This is a genomic window from Micromonospora sp. KC207, from assembly GCF_004348615.1.
In the GTDB taxonomy this organism is placed as follows: domain Bacteria; phylum Actinomycetota; class Actinomycetes; order Mycobacteriales; family Micromonosporaceae; genus Micromonospora.
In genome coordinates, this window is record NZ_SMKJ01000151.1 from 1 (window position 1) to 16,390 (window position 16,390).

A 16,390-nucleotide genomic window follows, 5' to 3' on the forward strand; every position below is an offset into this window, starting at 1 on the left:
GCACCACCGCCGACTCGTGCGCGACTACGAAGCCCGACCCGACAACTCCGCCAGCATGATCACCATCGCCATGATCGACAACCTCGCCAAACGGCTCACCACCGAAACCACCCCAACCTGGCGATACGACTAAACCCACATAGCTGACAAAATACGTGAATCAGACGTCCTCTAAAGCCTGGACCGCACCAAGCACCTGTGCATCCGAAAGCTCCGCCACCGGAACCTGCTTTGCCTGGTGCTCTTTGGTCAGGGTTCTAATGCGATCGTCGTTATCCAGGTCAAACTTGCGGCAGGCAAGCAGGACACGCATGTTGGGAAATGCGGTCGCCTCACGCACGAGGTCGGCAACAGCTTCGAACGTCTGCGGGATCCGCCCCGACGCCTTGCTCACGGCGTCGAGTTGATCGATCACAAGAAGGCTCGGTTGATCTCCTGCCACTCGGGCCAGGGACGAAGTAGGTGACGTCTCCAAGCCAAAGCGCAGCCCAAGTTCAACAGTTGACGAAAATGGCTCCTGACGATCGAGGCGAAGCGCAAGCACGGTCCAGCCGCGGGACTCCGCCTCCTCTACCATCTCATGAAGGACCGCGCTCTTGCCGGAGCCGCCCGCACCGACGGCGAAGACACAGCGGTTGCCATTAAGAAGCTGCTCGCCTATTTGCTCGGCTTCGACCCTATGAATGGATGGCCGGAGCAACTCGCGCTCGATACTTGCCTTCCAACTCTCGTGCGCGTTTCTCATGGACCGCACAAGGGTCGGGGCCGCTCCGGCCGGAACTAGCTTCATCTCATAATGCAGAAGCAAATCAGAGATCGTCTGCTTATCGAGTGTGGTGGCTAGATTCTCGATGGCAAGATCCGCTACGTTATCGCTGCTGCCGGCGCTGGCGTCCCTGTCAAAAGCATCCCGGCAAGCGCAGCGTTTTGGTTTCGGATTAGGCGTTCGCTCGACCAGTCCCCCCATATGCCGCGCAACGTCTCCCAAGCTGTATGGACCGATCCGTAAACGGTGGAACTCAGGTAGTTGAACCGCTGCTTTGCCTCGCTGCGGAGGTCGTCCACGAACGTTTGAACATCCGGCGAGTGCCGCGCTCGTTCAGCAAGATCCTGTAACTCCTGCGCTGGAATCGTGGAGACGAAGTGAAACTGGCGACCAGCGGCAACATGGCTCCCTGCTGCTTTTAAGACACCTTTGGCGTGTAGGTCACCGAGCTTCCAATAGTTGGCACTGCCACGTTGCCGCTTGACTTGGTGAACCTCACTCGTAGTCCTACGGCGGAGCGTAAACTCTGCGCCTTTGCCGATTTCGCCGAGTTCTTCGACTGTCACCGACTCGGCCGTTCCCGCAAGCACCTCAAGAATATGCAGGACGATCCACGCGCCCTCATAGTGATTGCCAAGCTTGTCGGCTTCACCGCCGGGCCGAGGGCTCACCGTGTTGCCCCTCCGCTAGAAGTCGATCTATACTGCACGAACGTATGCTATCGGTGACTCAGGGTGCTGGCTGCGGCCACAACCTCGGCTGACTTACCGTAACCACCGCGTTGCGCGCTCCAGCCCAGTATTGAGTGTGGGTTGAGTGAGCGGTTGGCGACTCCACAGCCATCGTTTCGGAGATTAGTCGCATTGTCACGATCAACTCAAGCGGTCTTGGCCAGCGCCGAAGCGATATCCTCCAACGAAGTAGCGACCATGTCCGCGGCCACCTGCACATCGGCGTCCTGGTACCACATGTGGCCCCAGGGTCCTCGGCGTATGAGAGCGGTGTGCAGCCCTGAAGCACGACCAGCAGCGATGTCGTAGTCGCGGTGGTCACCGACGTAGAGGATCTCGTCGCGGTCGACCGGTGTCATGGCCACAACCCGGTCGAAGAAGATGGAGTCCGGCTTGCCAACTCCCCACTCTCCCGAGGTGGCGATCGCATCTGCGGGTAGCTCCATCACCCGGAGCAGCTCGGCGACCTTTGCGGTTTGGTTGCCAGCGATGCCAACCCAGAAGTCTTGCTGCCGCAGCGCGGTCAGCGCGGATCTGACGTCCGGGTAGAGATCACTCTCTTCGATGATCTGGCCGCATCCGGCGACTTCGCGAGCTTGCCGTTCGGCTTCGAGGTCGAATCCGGGCCGGAAGTACTCGAAGGCTTCGCGGTTGTCCCGGCCGCTCGCGACGACTGCGCCGACGACGGCGGAGAAGGTGTGGCGGGGGACGCCGATCCAATCCGCCCACGCCGCCCATTCGCGGGTGTCGTCGAGCAGCGTCTCGCCGATGTCGAACACGACAGCTTTGATCATCGTTCTCCTGTCGAGGTCGGTGTTGGTGTGCCCGCCGTCATGGCGGACCTACGCGGGGAGGATGTCGAGTTCGACGAGGCGGGTCAGGCAGGCGGCTGCCTGCCCGGGAGTCATGCGCTTGCGGTCGGCATCGTCGGAGCTCTCCTTGGCCGCGCCGTACTGCCACCACGCCTCGCCGGTGACACGGTCGGTGACGATGAACCGGTCCTTGACGGCCGGGCCGCGGACGACGAGTGAAGTCGTGTAGGGCTCGGCGATCACTGAGTGGATCATGCTGTGATGCAGGGTGTAGAAGTCTCCGGCCGTCTCGGTGCGAATCATGCGCGATGCCAGGTCCGCGACCTTGACGCCATCGTCGCCGACCTGGTCGTCGGTCCCGTAGAGGGTGTGGGTGTAGCTGCCGTGCAGGATCCGGCTGCTGTAGGTCCAGCGATGGTTGTGGGGCCGGTCGTAGTAGCCGGGCAGAAAGACGTGCAGGCGTAGCCGCCATCCGGTCGGGTCGTCATGCAGGACGATCTTGTCGAGGATGTCGTAGTGCTCGCAGGGTTGGAGCAGGTCGGGGTTGGCCACGGCGATCTCGGCGTACTCGCGAATCAGCGCCGGGTCCTGAGCCAGGTCGGTAAGGACCTTCTCGGTTGCCGCGGTGACGGCGGCCAGGTCGGTCCAATCGAGGTCGTTGAGCGGGTCGAGATTCAGGTTCGGCATGGGTTGCTCCTGGTCAGAGACGGAGGGCGGGCTGGAGCTGCCGCTGTGCGGGGATGATCGGGTTGCGTCCGGCGCAGTGGTCGGTGCCGAGGCCGCAGCCTGCGGCGAGCGCTTCGTCGACGGTGCCGCCGAGCAGCAGTGCGTGCGCGTATCCGGCGGAGAACGCGGCACCGGCACCGTGGGTGTGGCGTACGGGGGCTTGTGGTGCTTGGGCATGGTGGAGGCCGTCGCGGGTGAGCGCGATGGCTCCGTAGCGGCCGAGGGTGATGACTACCGCCTGGGGCCGGAGCCTGCCGAGGATGTCGGCGGCCAGTGCCTCGGCGTCGCCCGCGTCCGTTTCGTCGATGCTGGTCTGGACGGCCAGGATCTGGCGGCCTTGCGTGGCCTGCTGGATGTCGGGGTGGAGCTGGTCGCTGCCGAGGTTGAGGATGAGCGGTGTGCGGTCGGCGAAGCGGATCGCGCGGGCTGCTGCCTCGGTGATGGCGCTGTAGCAGTCGATGTAGGCCAGGCGCGCGGTGGCGATCATGGCGAGGTTGGCGACGGCGAGTTGGGCGTAGGCGTGGTCGAGCCAGGCGAACCAGGTTCTTGTTCCGGCGTCGTCGGTGATGACGGTGAGTTTCGGCGTGGTGCCCGACACGTCGGGATCGATGGTGTGCTGGATGTGGGCTCGGTCGAGGGTGGCGAGTAGGCGCTGGCCTTCCGGGTCGGCGCCGATCTGGTTGCTGATCAGACCGACCCGGAGGCCGAGCAGGCGGGCCGTGAGCGCGGTGATGGGTCCGTCCGCCGCGATGGAGTCGAACGTCTCGGTGATGATCGCGCCGTGGTTGGCGGCCGGGTAGTCGGTGACATGCTGGATGCCGGCGTCGGCGAGGTAGCTGACGCAGACCAGGTCGAGGGATGGGCTGCTCATCTCTAGTCCCATCCCCGCTCGGCGTAGACGTCGCCCTTGATGTAGTGGTGGAGCGCCTCGGCGGCGTAGGGGATCATCGGGTCTGGCAGGGCCGTGAGCGGGTACCAACGCCAGCCGGTGCACTTGTCGGGCTCGGTGTTGACGATCTCGCCGGACCAGCGGGTCACCTCGAAGAACAGGGCGATGCGGCCTTCGTTCGTGCGGTGGTGCATCAGGTGGGTGAAGCGGACTTCGGCCGGGTCGATCTGCACGCCGATCTCCTCGTCGGCCTCGCGGATGAGCGCGAGGGTCGCGGGTTCGCCGTCCTCGGTGTGGCCGCTGGGCAGGTGCCAGCAGCCGTCGGCGTAGCCGGTGTTGTGTCGCTGCCCGAGCAGGATCTCGTCTGTCCGGCGCAGGATCAGGTGCACGTCGATGCACGCCTTGTAGCGGGTCATGGTCGGCTCTCCTTGTGGTCGTTGTGCCTGGTTGTTCAACGGCTGATGTCGGCCTTCCACAGGCGGCAGACCGGGACGATGTCCGGCTCGGCCGCGCAGGACGCGGTGCCCATGACCAGTTCCTCGGCCGGGCAGCCGCCGACGCACGATCCGGAGACCTTGCAGCCGCCGCAGCTCGACGTGGACAGGACCTTGGTGAACAGGTCGAACTCGTTGGCGTTCCGGTTGAGTTCGATCTTGCCGTCCGTCATGTTGGCGAAGTGCAGGTCGGTGTCGAACAGGAAGCTGCACACGTAGGCCCGGCCGTCCGGGAAGATGGAGATCCGGTCGAGGGTTCGCCCGATGCAGCCGCGGTAGCCGTCGGCGGCGTAGCGGGCCATCCGCTCGCGGCGGGCGTAGGTCGGCTGGTACCAGACCCGGGTCCGGTAGCCGGGCGCGACCGTTTCGAGCCGCTCGTAGAACTCGATCCACTCCATGGGCTGCATGCCCCACTCGGCGGCACCGTGCCCGGAGCCGATGACCGAGAAGACGTGGAACTTGACCAGCGACACCCCGATCTCGTCGGCCAGGTCGAGCAGCCGCAGGCAGTCCCCGGTGTTGGCGCGGTTGACGGTGCAGATGATCCTCGTGTCGAAGCCTCGCTCGACCAGTTCCCGCACGTTGCGTACGGCTTCGTCGAACGTGCCAGTCCCCCGTACGCGGTCGTGGCTGTCAGGGCTGCCGCCGTCGAGGCTGATCTGCACGTAGGCGAAGTCGTCCGGGTTCATGAGCCGGAACTTGCGGATGGCCGGTTCCAGGCCGTTGCTGGTCGTGATCACGTGCTCGTAGCCGAGCTGCTTGGCGCAGCGGATCACCTTGACGTAGTCGGGGTGCAGCGTCGGCTCGCCACCGAGGATGGTCAGCTTGGACCCGCCCATCTGCCGCCAGGTCGTCAGCGTCGCCATGATCTGGTCGAAGGGCATCTTCAGCGCCCGGTCCAGCCGCTCGCCCATGTAGCAGTGCTCGCAGCGCAGCTGGCAGCGCTCGGTGATGTACAGGTAGACGTTGCGGAACCGGCCGTACGGGATGCGGTCGATGCGCTCTGGGGCCTCGTCGTGGGCGTTGGCGGGCAGGCGGGCGAACCCGTAGCCGTCACGGTCGTCGGGGCGCAGCGTCGGGGTCGGCAGGGTCACGATCGTCATGGGGTTGCTCCGTTCAGAGCGGGTGAGACGTCGACGGGCAGGCACGTGAGGATCTGGGTGTTGCGGAGCGCGGCCACGACTCGTCGCAGGCAGTCGGCCGGGCTGTCGGTGGCGTTGACGGCCTGGTAGGGCAGGTCGAGGGTGGCGGCTTCGCGCCGGATGCCGGGGATGCGGGACCGGAAGCGATGCAGCTTCAGCTCGTACAGCGCTGTTTCGTCGCAGCGGCGACGGCGTAGCCGGTTTCCGCAGATGGCGCAGCTCTCGGAGTCGGCGGCAGTGGCTCGGGCGGGCCGGTGGGGGTCGGCGTCGAGATCCGGTTCGCAGGCCGAGCAGACTCGACGTATGAGTGATCGTCCGATCACGATCGCGTCCGGTGCGGTCATCTCGATCACCACGACCGGTAGCCCGAGCCGGCGGCCGATCTCGCTGATGGTGCGCAGCTGGGTGACCGTGCCAGGGAGGTTCTCCAGCACCGTCACGCCGGTCGACTCCCGGCCGAGTAACGCGGCGTCCAGCAGCACGCGGACGGTCTGGTCGGAGAACCAGCCGAGCGGGTCCTCGGTGGCGAACAGGGCCGGGTCGGCGTCGGGGCGGTGCCGGTAGTCCTGGGCGAACTCGCGCAACCGGAACACCTGCGCGCCATGGACGGCGGCGAGCTGGGCCGACAGGGTTGTCTTGCCCACTGCGGGCGGTCCAGTCAACGCGACGAATCCGGGCACGGCGAAGCACCTCCGTCAGACGTGATTGGGTTTGGGCCGGTGACGGCCTTGGGAGTTGCGGTGGTCAGACGGTCGCGGGCTCGGCCAGCGAGGTCGCGAAGCCTTCGGGGATCTCAACCGTGGGCAGCGGGTTGCCCAGCAGCCGGTACATGAGACGTTCTCCCGCGAAGGCGGCGCGGCCGTGTAGCCAGCGGGTGTTGCACAGCAGGTAGCCGTGGCCGGGCATGAGCGGCATCGGTGTCTCCAGGTCGTGCAAGATCGCCCGTAGCGAGGCCAGCCGCCGGGTGATCTGCGGGGAGAACCTGGCCAGATCGTCGAGCCGGAACCGGACGACAGCGCGGCCGTCGTGTTCGGTGAACACCGAACCGAGGTGGCCGGCGGCGCCGCCGAAGAGCACGCTGCGCGGAGTGTGCAGCGCGTCGAGCAGTTCGGGGTCGCGCAGCGCCAGCTCGTGGTGCAGCCGGGCGCCGTCGACCAGTCGGCACTCGCCGCCGGAGGCAGCGCCACGAGCGCAGAACAGCAGCATGAGCCGGGGAGGCCGGTCCTCGGCCGAGGACTCGGTGTGCACGGTCAGCTCGTCGCGGCCGAAGCCGGCCGATCCTGGTCGGCGAGCCAGTTCGCCTCGATCGCCGATCGCGGTGACGCCGTCGGTGTCGCTGTCGCGGTGGTGCCAGACGTGCATGACCTGCTCGGCCAGGCGCAGCAGCGATGCCCGGTCGGTGACGCCCTCGAAGGTGGCGAGGCCGACGTCTCGCAGCGCAGCGGCAAGCCGGGCACCGGCTTGACTGTCGTGTGGATCGATACGAACGTGATAGATCATGGTGAGCCCCCTGTCTGACCAACACCACCGTCAGCCCGTGGTGCCGGTCAATCAAGTGACGGATTGTCAAGGTGCCCGCAGCCTGCGGCGACGCCTGTCGCTCGTCGCCGTGTTACGGTCCGCTGACAGCCGACGGAAGGATGCGAACATGTACCGGCCTCACGCCTTCCCGGTGTCCATCAAGGGCGTCTGCGTCCGCGACGGCCGCGTCCTGCTGCTGCGCAATGAGCGCGAGGAATGGGAACTGCCCGGCGGCAAGCTCGAACTCGGCGAGGACCCGGCCGCCTGCGTCGGACGGGAGATCAGCGAGGAGACCGGCTGGACTGTGCGAGTCGGCCCGATCCTCGACTCCTGGCAGTACCACATCCGCGAGGGCGTGGACGTGCTGATCGTGACCTACGGCTGCTTCGTCGACGACGACTCGCCGATCACGGTGAGCTCCGAGCACAAGGAAGCTCGCCTGTTCGCCGCCGACGAGATCGCGGGCCTGCCCATGCCCGACGGGTATCGGCGCTCGGTCCACGACTGGTTCGCCAGGCTCGAAACACCGGTGAACGGATAGCCATGCGCTGCCGGGCCTGTGCCACCTCCGTCGACGAACCTGGTGGCGTGCCGCTGTGCCCGGCCTGCGCCGCGGTCACCGGCAGCCCACGCGAGCCCGCCCGCTCCGTCTCGACGTCCGCGCTGTGGCTATGGACAAGCCCACACACAGCGGCAGCGCTGGCTACCGGCGACCTGGGCGTGATGATCCGGACCTGGCGGCAGGGCACCGGGACGAGCCAGCTCGCTCTGGCCGAAAAGCTCGGCTACGACCCCTCCTACATCTCCATGATCGAGACCGGGCGGCGGGACGTCGTCGACATCGTCAACCGGCGGCGCATCGCCCAGCACCTCGGCATCCCACTGCACCGGGTCGGCGTCACCGACACCGAGGCCGCCGACCACGTCACCATGCTGCAGTTCGGATACTCGACCCTGCGCCTTGCCACGATCGCCCGCCACGCCGGCCACGGTGCCGCCGCCGTCAACGAGCTGTGGCCGCTGGTCGCCCGGCTCGAAGCCCGCGCCGCCGACGGGATCGTCGACAAGGACATGCTGCTCCTGCTCGCCCGCGCACGCGCCGAACTCGGCGTCTCCCTCGGCTACGTCCTGCCGGAGGAGCGGCTGGCCTTCGCGGTGCGCTGGACTGGCAGGGCGCTGCGCGTCGCCGAACAGCTCGACGACGCCGATCTGCACGCCTACACGCTGCGCGTACACGGCAACGAACTCCGCAAGGCAGGGAGAGTTCGCGCCGCTTTGGTGCGACTCGCCCACGCCGTCGCCATCGTGAGCGCCGACCAGCGGGCACCGGCGCTCGTCCAGCTCGCACGCGCCGCCCAGGACCCCGCGACGTTCGACGCCACGCTCACCGAGCTGCACCGCAGCCAGGACCGCCCTGCTTCCGACGACCCGCTCGTCAGCGCCACAGCCGTCCGAGAGGTCCACCTGCGCGGGCTCATCACCACCGGCCGCGCCCCGCAGGCGATCGCCCTGCTCGGTGCCTCACCGGCCCCTACCCTGCCGACATCGCCGCAATGGCGCATCATCGAGCAGATCACCATCGCCGAAGTGCTGCTCGCCGCCGGAGACGTCACCACCGGCGAGTCCACGCTGCACGACGCGATCGGCGGCGGCGAACGGCACCGGTTGCCCCACCAGCTCCAGCGAGCCGCACGGGTCGCCCAAGGGCACTGTCCCACCGTGGTCGAAGCCGCCTCAGCAGCGCTGAACCGGTCTGCCCCTGCCCCTGGCTACCCGACCCAGGGTTGACAACCAGTCACTGGCCTGGCCAGCCGCAAGGGCCGATCGTGGTTGTCGACCCCGGCGGACACGCCGCCGGGGCGACGGCTGGCCTTGCTGCTGTACTCGCCGATGGGCTGCGGTGGTGAGCGCCGGGCGGGCTCACCATGCCGAACGGCGTCTCCCAGTGGCCGGTGAGCCCGCCCTCCAGCAACGACCTCAAGGACGGTGATCCGTGGTAGCCAGTGTGCCATCGCGTGAGGCGTTTTCCCGCGCCGAGAAGTGGCCGGGCACCGGCTCGTCCTCGACCGCACGCTCCGTGCGACCGGCTCCGCGAACCGCTTTCGCGAGCACGGCGCAACCGCCCGGAACGTGCCGTGGCGTGGGCGCGCAGACCGCACCCTGCACGCCCACGCCACCCACCGCGACGCCGGTGCTGTTGATCGGAGCGCGGTGATGGGCACGACGTACCTGGCGAGCACGGCGTTGGCCAGGGCAGCCGACGCGCTGGACGCCGTCAACGAGCACGCCACGCTCAGCGGCAGCGGCGTGTGCCGGACCTGCCAGGTCGAGGGGCCCTGCCCCAGCCGGACAGAAGCGGAGCGAACCCTGCGCCAGAGCGGGATGCTGCCACGGCGCAGGCCCGGCGTCACCCGGCCCGAGCTGATCGGGCTGCGCCGTGTCGGCACGCCGTGGCTGAAGCCCGGCGCCGAGGCGCTCGCGCGTTCCTGACAGCACCTGTCATCGTGGCGAGGTCTGCCTGACACGACCTGTCCACTTCTGACATCGTAGGTCAGCGGGCATTGCGCGGCCGAGCTATTGCATTGACCGCCCCGCATCAGGCTCGTAGCCTGGATCTCTCGGTCTTGTTCGGCCGAGCCGTCCCGACCGCTGGAGTGCGACGTCGGGGCGGTGACCCCGGCCGCCGTTGTGGCGGTCGGAGGGGAGGTCCTCCAACACTCCCGCGCATGTCCGCGGACTTGATGGCTCTCGCGTTGACGAGAACGCCGTGTTGGAGGACTACGACGCCGCCCGAGGCGACGTCCCTGCACCCGATAGCACTGTTCTGGTCTTCGAGAGCCGTCGCGCCGTTGGCATCGCGCGACGGCTTTTCGTCTGCCGGTCGCATCTCGCACAACCGGCTCCGCACGTCGGCTCCGGGTCCACGTGGCTGTGCTCCTCGGGGTCGGCGAGCCCGTCCAGCTTCAAAGTGACGCCCTCAAGCACCCGGCTCCACCCTGACAGCCCAGGTCAGCAGCCTGACCAACCGGGACGGCGCGGTGCAGAAGACCCTTCGGGTTCTTCCCTTCGGGTGCGGGGCACCAACACCTATCGCAGGAGGCGCTTATGCGAACAGCAACAGATCATGTGCTGCGGGTGCAGCACCAGCTCACCGAGCGGGACTGGCGTCTGCTCGGCTGGCTCTATGACCATGCCGTGCTGACCAGCTTCCAGATCGCGCACGCCCTGTTCCCGAGCCTGAACTACGCCCAACGCCGTCTCACCCAGCTCACCGAGCTGGGTCTGCTGGAACGGTTCCGGCCGTTCCGGCTGGAGGGAGGCAGCCACCCCTACCACTAAGCACTGGCCCACACCGGAGCCCTGGTCGTCGCCGCCGCGCGCGGTGACGAGCCGCCCCGCCGCGCGGCGAGCACGACGCGGCTGCACCGCATCGCCACCAGCCGCAATCTCGACCACCGGCTCGGCATCAACCAGTTCTTCACCGACCTCGCCGCACACGAACGACTGCACCCGGCTGCCAGGCTGCACCACTGGTGGCCCGACACCAGGCTGAAACGATTCTTCAGCCCGCCGGGGACCACGGCGTACGGCATGGTCAACGCCGACGCCCTCGGCGTGTGGTCCGAGCACGGGCAGACCACGGTCTGGTACCTGGAACATGACCAAGGCACCGAGGCGCTCGGCGTCCTGGTGGGGAAACTGGCCGGCTACGGCAACCTCGTCCGCCGTGGCGGCCCGGCGTGGCCGGTGCTGTTCTGGCTCCACTCGACCACCCGCGCGGCCAACCTGCACCGCCGCCTGGCCGACACCAGGCTCACCGTGCCGGTCGCGACGGCTGCCCGCGATCGGCTCGACGGGCGCAGTCCCGCCGAGGCGGTCTGGCATCTGCACGGCGTCGCTTCGCCGCTGCTGCGCCTGGCCGAACTCCCGATGCCTGGCGAGGTCGACCCGGCCGACTTCGACCAGGCCAGACCATGAGCAACCCCGTGACCTGCGGCGTCAGGTCTCGTCAGGTTCAAATCGGTCTGCCGGACCTGACAACGCCTGGCCCCTGCAAGGTCGTGGAGCTACGGTCTGCCCCTCTCCATATCTCTACCTCGTCCTATCACGACCGGCGCTTGTCGCGCCCGAGCCCACCTGCGGGTCGGCGAAGGACAATCGCGACCACCGCACCGGCACTGCTCCTCAATGCTGCTGCGCAGCGCTCTAGATGGCTCCATCGCGCTCGATGGTCGGCTTGACATCCGTCCTGGATGGAGCGGGAATCGACCTGATCAACACCGGACGCCAGCCGGTCAACCAACCCGGACAGGCCACGGCACCACGGTCACCCAACGGGACCGGGACCGAACGGGACAGCCCACAACACCATGAACCAGGCCGAACAGCCCGGCAAGCGGGACACGAAGCGGGACTGCTCCCAATCGACCGGGACTGCGAGCGGAACCGGAAGCGGGACCTGAAGCGGGACCCGGACCTGAAGCGGGACCGGGACTCGGACCGACAACGGGACCGGGACCACGACAGCGAGCGGGACCGGGACCGGCAGCGGGACCGACCCACGACCAGCAACCACGAACAACGCCCTCAACCGAAAGGAGTCCCCATGGACGCACATCGCGCTCACCACGAGTGCCGACCCCGAGGAGGCCAATGCCACCACCACGCCCAGCCGGACAGGCTGACGACCACGAACCCGAGCCGGGCCGGACCACCAAGCGCCCGGTCCGGGACCGGCACGGCCGCCGCGAGCCGCCCACCGCCACCAGGCGGAGCGGTCCGCCCAAGACCACCGGCCCGAGCAAGACCAGCACGCAGTGGACGATCGGGCCGCCCGAGACCGTGCCGATGACCGCCGACGAGTACCGCAAGGCGGTCCAGGCATGGGCAGCGCTGATCGCCTCGTGGTGGACCGCCCACCCACCCGAACAAGACGACGACGAGACATGACCCCTTCGTTGCGGCCGAACGAGGTTCGGCCGCAACACCACCCCTGCACTTCAAGGAGCCGCTATGGCAGCACGACGAAAGCCGACGACCCGCAGGCGGGAGGCGATCACCCCGGAGACCATGCTCCGGGTGGCGATCTACACCCGCCGCTCCACCGACGACGAGCACCAGCCCTACACCATCGAAGCCCAGACCCAGAAACTGACCGCCTACGTCGACTCCCAACCCGGCTGGCAAATCACCGCTCGGTTCACCGACGATGCCTCCGGCGCCACCCTCGACCGCCCCGGCCTCACCAAAGCCCTCGCCGCAGCGAGGGCAGGCCGGTTCGACCTGCTGCTCGTCTACCGGCTCCACCGATTCTCCCGACGCATCCGCGACCTGGCCACCCTGATGGACGATCTCGACGCCGCCGGCGTGCACTTCCGCTCGGCCACCGAACCCTTCGACACCGCGAGCCCCGCCGGACGGCTGTTCGTGCAGATGCTCGGCGCGTTCGCCGAGTTCGAACGCGAAGTCATCATCGACCGCGTCATCAACGGCATGGAACGCAAAGCCGCCAAGGGCGAATGGACCCACGGACCCCGCCCCTACGGCTACCTCATCGACCCGGACACCCACCGCCTCGTCCCGCACCCCGACGAGCAGCACATCGTGAAGGAGATTTTCGGCCTCTACGCCGGAACCCGGCTCGGCACCCGCGCCATCGCCGCACAGCTCAACGAGCACGGCAAACGCACCCGCGCGGGCAAACCCTGGTCCGGGCACACCATCGGCCGGATGCTCGGCAACCGGCTCTACCTCGGCGAGGTCGGCTTCCGCGACGTCACCACCGAACACGCCCACCCGCCCCTGATCGACGAAGACCTGTTCGCCCAATGCCAAACGATCCTGGAAGCTCGCGGCGAGGCCCACTCGCAACGCGCCGCCGCCAACTCCGACTACGACCTGACCGGCCGCATCACCTGCCCCAGATGCGGCAGCAAGTACGTCGGCACCTCCGCGACCGGCAAGCTGCGCCGCTACCGCTACTACACCTGCTTCACCCGAACCCGCTACGGCTCCACCGGCTGCGATGCGGCCCGCATCGACGCCGACCTGCTCGACAGCACCGTCGCCGAAGGGTTGATCGACTTCTTCCGCAAACCGGACCTGATCATCGAGGCGGTCGCGGTCGAACGGGCACTACGCGCCGACGGCAGCGACCGCCACCAAGCAGAACTCGACGCCATCACCGGAAAGATCACCACCACGGAAGCGACCGTCGACCGCTACCTCACTGCGTTCGAGAACGGCACCCTCGACGAACGGACCTGCGGCCACCGCATCCAAGACCTGACCCTCAAACTCGACCAGCTCCGAGCCCGCCAGGACGAACTCCACCAGCTCCGCCACGACCTGCCAGCGCTGCCCAGCACCAAGGCGATCGACCGCCTGCGCCGCGACCTCGCCGACGTCCTGCAACACGGCACCCCAGGCCAGCGCAAAGCCGTCATCGAAAACCACGTCGCCGAGATCAAGATCCAGGGCAACACGCTCACCCCGGTCTACAAGATCCCCCTCGAACGACTCGACCAAGACGACGACGGGCCGGTCGACACGTCGACCGGCCCGTCGTTTCGCACAATGGTGCGGGTTGTGGGGCGGACGGGACTCGAACCCGTGACCGAGGGATTATGAGTCCCCTGCTCTAACCCGCTGAGCTACCGCCCCGCTACCGCGCCGGATCGTAACCCGCCCGATGGATCACCGGCCAGCACGAAGCAGCGTCGTCGGTTGGACGCCCACCGATGATCCAGCACGATGGGCAACGCGAGGATAACAGCACGCAGCCGCATGCGATGGCCTCAGGCCGGCGGGCAGCGGCTCGACGATGGCCCCGGGGGCAGCGCACCCGTTCCCCGCGCCGGCACCCCGATCCGTCCTCGGGCGAACGAGCGTGCATCATCGTCAGCACGTCGCTGGAGGTTTCCAGTTCCCGGTCGACGAACACGCCGGGCAGGAACGGCCGCAGCAGCTCCTCGATGATCGAGTCGGACAGGCCGGCCCGGCGGCGCTCTCCGGGGCGTCGGGCAGCCGGCCGGCAGGCAGGCGGCGAAGGCGGTGGCCAGCGCCGCGAACCGGAGCCGGTCGCCGGCTTCCAGCAGCCGCCCAGGCACGCCAGCGCGATGGAGCCGCCGGGCCGTGGCGAGCCCTGCGGGGCCGCCGCCGACGATGACGACGTCGGTCTCAGCGGGCATCGCTCGCCTCCCGGTCCGTGCGGCCCAGCCGGCTGGGCCACCAGATCCGCGGCCCGATGTCGTACGACAGGGCGGGCACCAGCAGCGAGCGGACGACGATGGTGTCGAGCAGGACCCCGACGGCAACGGCGACGCCCAGCTCGACGAGGACGACCAGAGGCAGCACGGCGAGCGCGGAGAACGTCGCGGCGAGCACGATGCCGGCGGAGGTGATGACGCCGCCGGTGACGGCGAGGCCGGTGAGCACGCCGGGGCGCGTGCCCCGGTGCACCGATTCCTCGCGCACCCGGCTCATCAGGAAGATGTTGTAGTCGATGCCGAGGGCGACCAGGAAGACGAACGCGAACAGGGGGAACGACTGGTCGACGCCGGGGTAGTCGAGCAGGTGCCGGAAGATCAGCGCGCACAGCCCGAGCGTGGCGAGGAACGACAGCACCACGGTCGCGATGAGCAGCAGCGGGGCGAGCAGTGCGCGCAGCAGCAGGGCCAGGATGACGGCGATTACCAGCAGCACCACGGGGATGATCACGTTGCGGTCCCTCGCGGACGCGTCGGAGATGTCCACGTTGATCGCCGTGAACCCGCCGACCACCGCGTCCGAGCCGGGTACGCCGTGGACGGCCTCGCGGAGGTCGCGGATGGTCCGCTCCGCGCCGTCGCTGTCGGGCGGGTCGGCCAGGGTGGCCTCGAACTGGACCCGGCCGTCGACCACCTGCGGCGGGGCGTTCGGGTCGGATGGGCCCGTCTGGCTCCGCTCGGTGACCGGGCGGACTGCGGCGACGCCGGGCACCCGCCGGGCCATTTCGGCGACCTGGCGGGCGGTCTGCTGGCTGGTGAAAATGGTGGCCGGGCTGCCGGTGCCGGCCGGGTAGTGGCGAGCGATCACGTCCTGGCCGGCGACGGAGTCGGTGCGCTGGGTGAACAGGTCGGTCTGGCCGAGGGTGGTGATGCCGAGCTGGGTCAGGCCGATGGTGAGCACGGCCAGGCCGGCGGCGGTGGCGAGCCAGACGACCCGGGCCCGGCGGGCGACGAGACCGGCGATCCGGCTCCAGAGGCCGTGTTCGGTCTGCGGGTCGGCCTGGTCGACGGCGGGCCGGCGCGGCCAGAACGCCCAGCGGCCGCCGAGCACCAGCAGGGCGGGCAGGAAGGTCAGCATGACCAGCAGGGTGGCGGCGATGCCGATTGCCGCGACCGGACCGAGCGCCCGGTTGGAGTTGAGGCTGGACAGCAGCAGGCAGAGCAGGCTGACGATGACGGTGCCACCGGAGGCGATGATCGCCGGGGCGGCTCCCCGCCAGGCGGCCCGCATCGCGTCCCAGAGTGGCGCGTGCCGGTGCAGCTCCTCCCGGTACCGGGCGATGAGCAGCAGCGCGTAGTCGGTGCCGGCACCGAAGACGAGCACGGTGAGGATGCCCTGCGCCTGCCCGTTGAGCTTGATCACGTCGTGGCCGGCGAGGAGGTAGACGAAGACCGACGCCAGGGCGTACGACATCCCGGCGGCGAGCAGCGGGAAGATCCACAGCACCGGGCTGCGGTAGACGATCAGCAGGATGAGCAACACGACGCTGAGGGTGACCAGCAGCAGCGGCCCGTCGATGGCGCCGAAGACCTCGATGAGGTCGGCGAGCAGTCCGGCGGGTCCGGCGACGTCCACGGTGAGCCCGTCCCGGTCGCCGCCGGCGATGGCGCGCAGTTCGTCGACGACCTCCCCGACCCGTTCGCCCGCTGCCTCGTCGATGGGCACGACCACCTGAAGGGCTTGGCCGTCCTGGCTGGGCACGGACGGCGGGAGCGGCGCGACGACGCCGGGAACCCGGGCGAACCGGGCGGCGTCGGTGGCGACCCGTTGCCGGTCGGCGTCGGTGATGCCGGTGGTACGCGCGTAGACGACGAGCGCCGGGGTGGTCTGCCGGTCGACGAACTCGGCGGCCAGGTCCTGCCCCCGGGTGGCCTCGGCCTCGGCAGGCAGGAAGGAGGCGTTGTCGTTGGTGGCGACGTCCCCCAGCTTCCCGGCGTACGGCCCGGTCACTCCGCCGACAGCCAGCCAACCGATCACCACCAGCGCCGCGACCAGCGTGGAAGTGCCGCCCCGTCTTCCGGCCATCCCACCCACCCAGCT

At 68.5% G+C, this 16,390-nt stretch carries 14 protein-coding genes, 1 tRNA gene and 4 pseudogenes; 6 read left to right on the forward strand and 13 right to left on the reverse strand.

Translation table 11 applies throughout. From position 1 onward, the window contains the following. Positions 1-133, forward strand: a pseudogene (locus E1258_RS19205) (IS5/IS1182 family transposase); the annotation flags it as partial. A 27-nt stretch (positions 134-160) separates the two neighbouring features. Here E1258_RS19205 and E1258_RS19210 read toward each other — a convergent pair. The 9 genes from E1258_RS19210 to E1258_RS19250 all read right to left on the reverse strand — a co-directional run bounded on the left by E1258_RS19210 (position 161) and on the right by E1258_RS19250 (position 7,060). Then, complete coding sequence (locus E1258_RS19210) at positions 161-745, reverse strand: ATP-binding protein (protein WP_132403113.1); 585 nt, start codon at positions 743-745, stop codon at positions 161-163. 119 nt (positions 746-864) lie between these two features. Next, the gene (locus E1258_RS19215; RefSeq protein WP_132403116.1) at positions 865-1,437 is read right to left on the reverse strand and encodes a hypothetical protein; all 573 of its coding nucleotides are present in this window, start codon (positions 1,435-1,437) and stop codon (positions 865-867) included. A 206-nt stretch (positions 1,438-1,643) separates the two neighbouring features. Next, positions 1,644-2,291 carry an HAD family hydrolase gene (locus E1258_RS19220; protein WP_132403119.1) on the reverse strand — a complete coding sequence of 216 codons (648 nt, stop codon included), beginning with the start codon at positions 2,289-2,291 and terminating at the stop codon, positions 1,644-1,646. A 48-nt stretch (positions 2,292-2,339) separates the two neighbouring features. Beyond that, positions 2,340-2,996 carry a hypothetical protein gene (locus E1258_RS19225; RefSeq protein ID WP_132403122.1) on the reverse strand — a complete coding sequence of 219 codons (657 nt, stop codon included), beginning with the start codon at positions 2,994-2,996 and terminating at the stop codon, positions 2,340-2,342. A 13-nt stretch (positions 2,997-3,009) separates the two neighbouring features. Continuing rightward, entirely contained in the window at positions 3,010-3,906 is an 897-nt protein-coding gene (locus tag E1258_RS33475; protein ID WP_165949837.1) for a carbohydrate kinase family protein, read from the reverse strand. Between the two features lie 2 nt (positions 3,907-3,908). Beyond that, the gene (locus E1258_RS19235) at positions 3,909-4,340 is read right to left on the reverse strand and encodes an NUDIX domain-containing protein (RefSeq protein WP_132403125.1); all 432 of its coding nucleotides are present in this window, start codon (positions 4,338-4,340) and stop codon (positions 3,909-3,911) included. A 35-nt stretch (positions 4,341-4,375) separates the two neighbouring features. Next, positions 4,376-5,521 (reverse strand): radical SAM/SPASM domain-containing protein, encoded by a 1,146-nt coding sequence (locus E1258_RS19240; protein WP_132403128.1) that lies wholly within the window; start codon positions 5,519-5,521, stop codon positions 4,376-4,378. Next, positions 5,518-6,240, reverse strand: coding sequence for a hypothetical protein (locus tag E1258_RS19245; protein WP_132403131.1), 723 nt, complete (start codon positions 6,238-6,240; stop codon positions 5,518-5,520). The genes E1258_RS19240 and E1258_RS19245 overlap by 4 nt, the downstream gene beginning before the upstream one ends. 64 nt (positions 6,241-6,304) lie before the next feature. Beyond that, positions 6,305-7,060 (reverse strand): TauD/TfdA family dioxygenase, encoded by a 756-nt coding sequence (locus tag E1258_RS19250; protein ID WP_132403134.1) that lies wholly within the window; start codon positions 7,058-7,060, stop codon positions 6,305-6,307. 172 nt (positions 7,061-7,232) lie between these two features. Here E1258_RS19250 and E1258_RS19255 point away from each other — a divergent pair, with 172 nt between their 5' ends. The 5 genes and pseudogenes from E1258_RS19255 to E1258_RS34985 form a co-directional block, all read left to right on the forward strand. After that, on the forward strand, positions 7,233-7,622 hold the full coding sequence (locus E1258_RS19255) for an NUDIX domain-containing protein (RefSeq protein ID WP_165949838.1): 390 nt from the start codon (positions 7,233-7,235) through the stop codon (positions 7,620-7,622). A gap of 182 nt (positions 7,623-7,804) precedes the next feature. Continuing rightward, on the forward strand, positions 7,805-8,869 hold the full coding sequence (locus E1258_RS19260; RefSeq protein ID WP_207919626.1) for a helix-turn-helix transcriptional regulator: 1,065 nt from the start codon (positions 7,805-7,807) through the stop codon (positions 8,867-8,869). A 342-nt stretch (positions 8,870-9,211) separates the two neighbouring features. Further along, on the forward strand, positions 9,212-9,571 hold the full coding sequence (locus E1258_RS19270) for a hypothetical protein (RefSeq protein WP_243715558.1): 360 nt from the start codon (positions 9,212-9,214) through the stop codon (positions 9,569-9,571). Positions 9,572-10,186: 615 nt separating this feature from the next. Next, positions 10,187-11,059 (forward strand): annotated as a pseudogene (locus tag E1258_RS19275) (replication-relaxation family protein). Positions 11,060-12,151: 1,092 nt separating this feature from the next. Continuing rightward, positions 12,152-13,144: pseudogene (locus E1258_RS34985) on the forward strand (recombinase family protein); the annotation flags it as partial. A gap of 72 nt (positions 13,145-13,216) precedes the next feature. Here the strand turns inward: E1258_RS34985 and E1258_RS34990 are convergent. From E1258_RS34990 to E1258_RS19300, 4 genes and pseudogenes are all read right to left on the reverse strand, one after another. Continuing rightward, on the reverse strand, positions 13,217-13,609 hold the full coding sequence (locus E1258_RS34990) for a hypothetical protein (protein WP_243715559.1): 393 nt from the start codon (positions 13,607-13,609) through the stop codon (positions 13,217-13,219). Between the two features lie 61 nt (positions 13,610-13,670). Next, a tRNA-Ile gene (locus E1258_RS19290) sits at positions 13,671-13,744 on the reverse strand. A gap of 135 nt (positions 13,745-13,879) precedes the next feature. Continuing rightward, positions 13,880-14,271: pseudogene (locus E1258_RS19295) on the reverse strand (FAD-dependent oxidoreductase); the annotation flags it as partial. Next, complete coding sequence (locus E1258_RS19300; RefSeq protein WP_132403146.1) at positions 14,261-16,375, reverse strand: MMPL family transporter; 2,115 nt, start codon at positions 16,373-16,375, stop codon at positions 14,261-14,263. The gene E1258_RS19300 and the pseudogene E1258_RS19295, both read right to left, overlap by 11 nt. Positions 16,376-16,390: the final 15 nt, after the last annotated feature.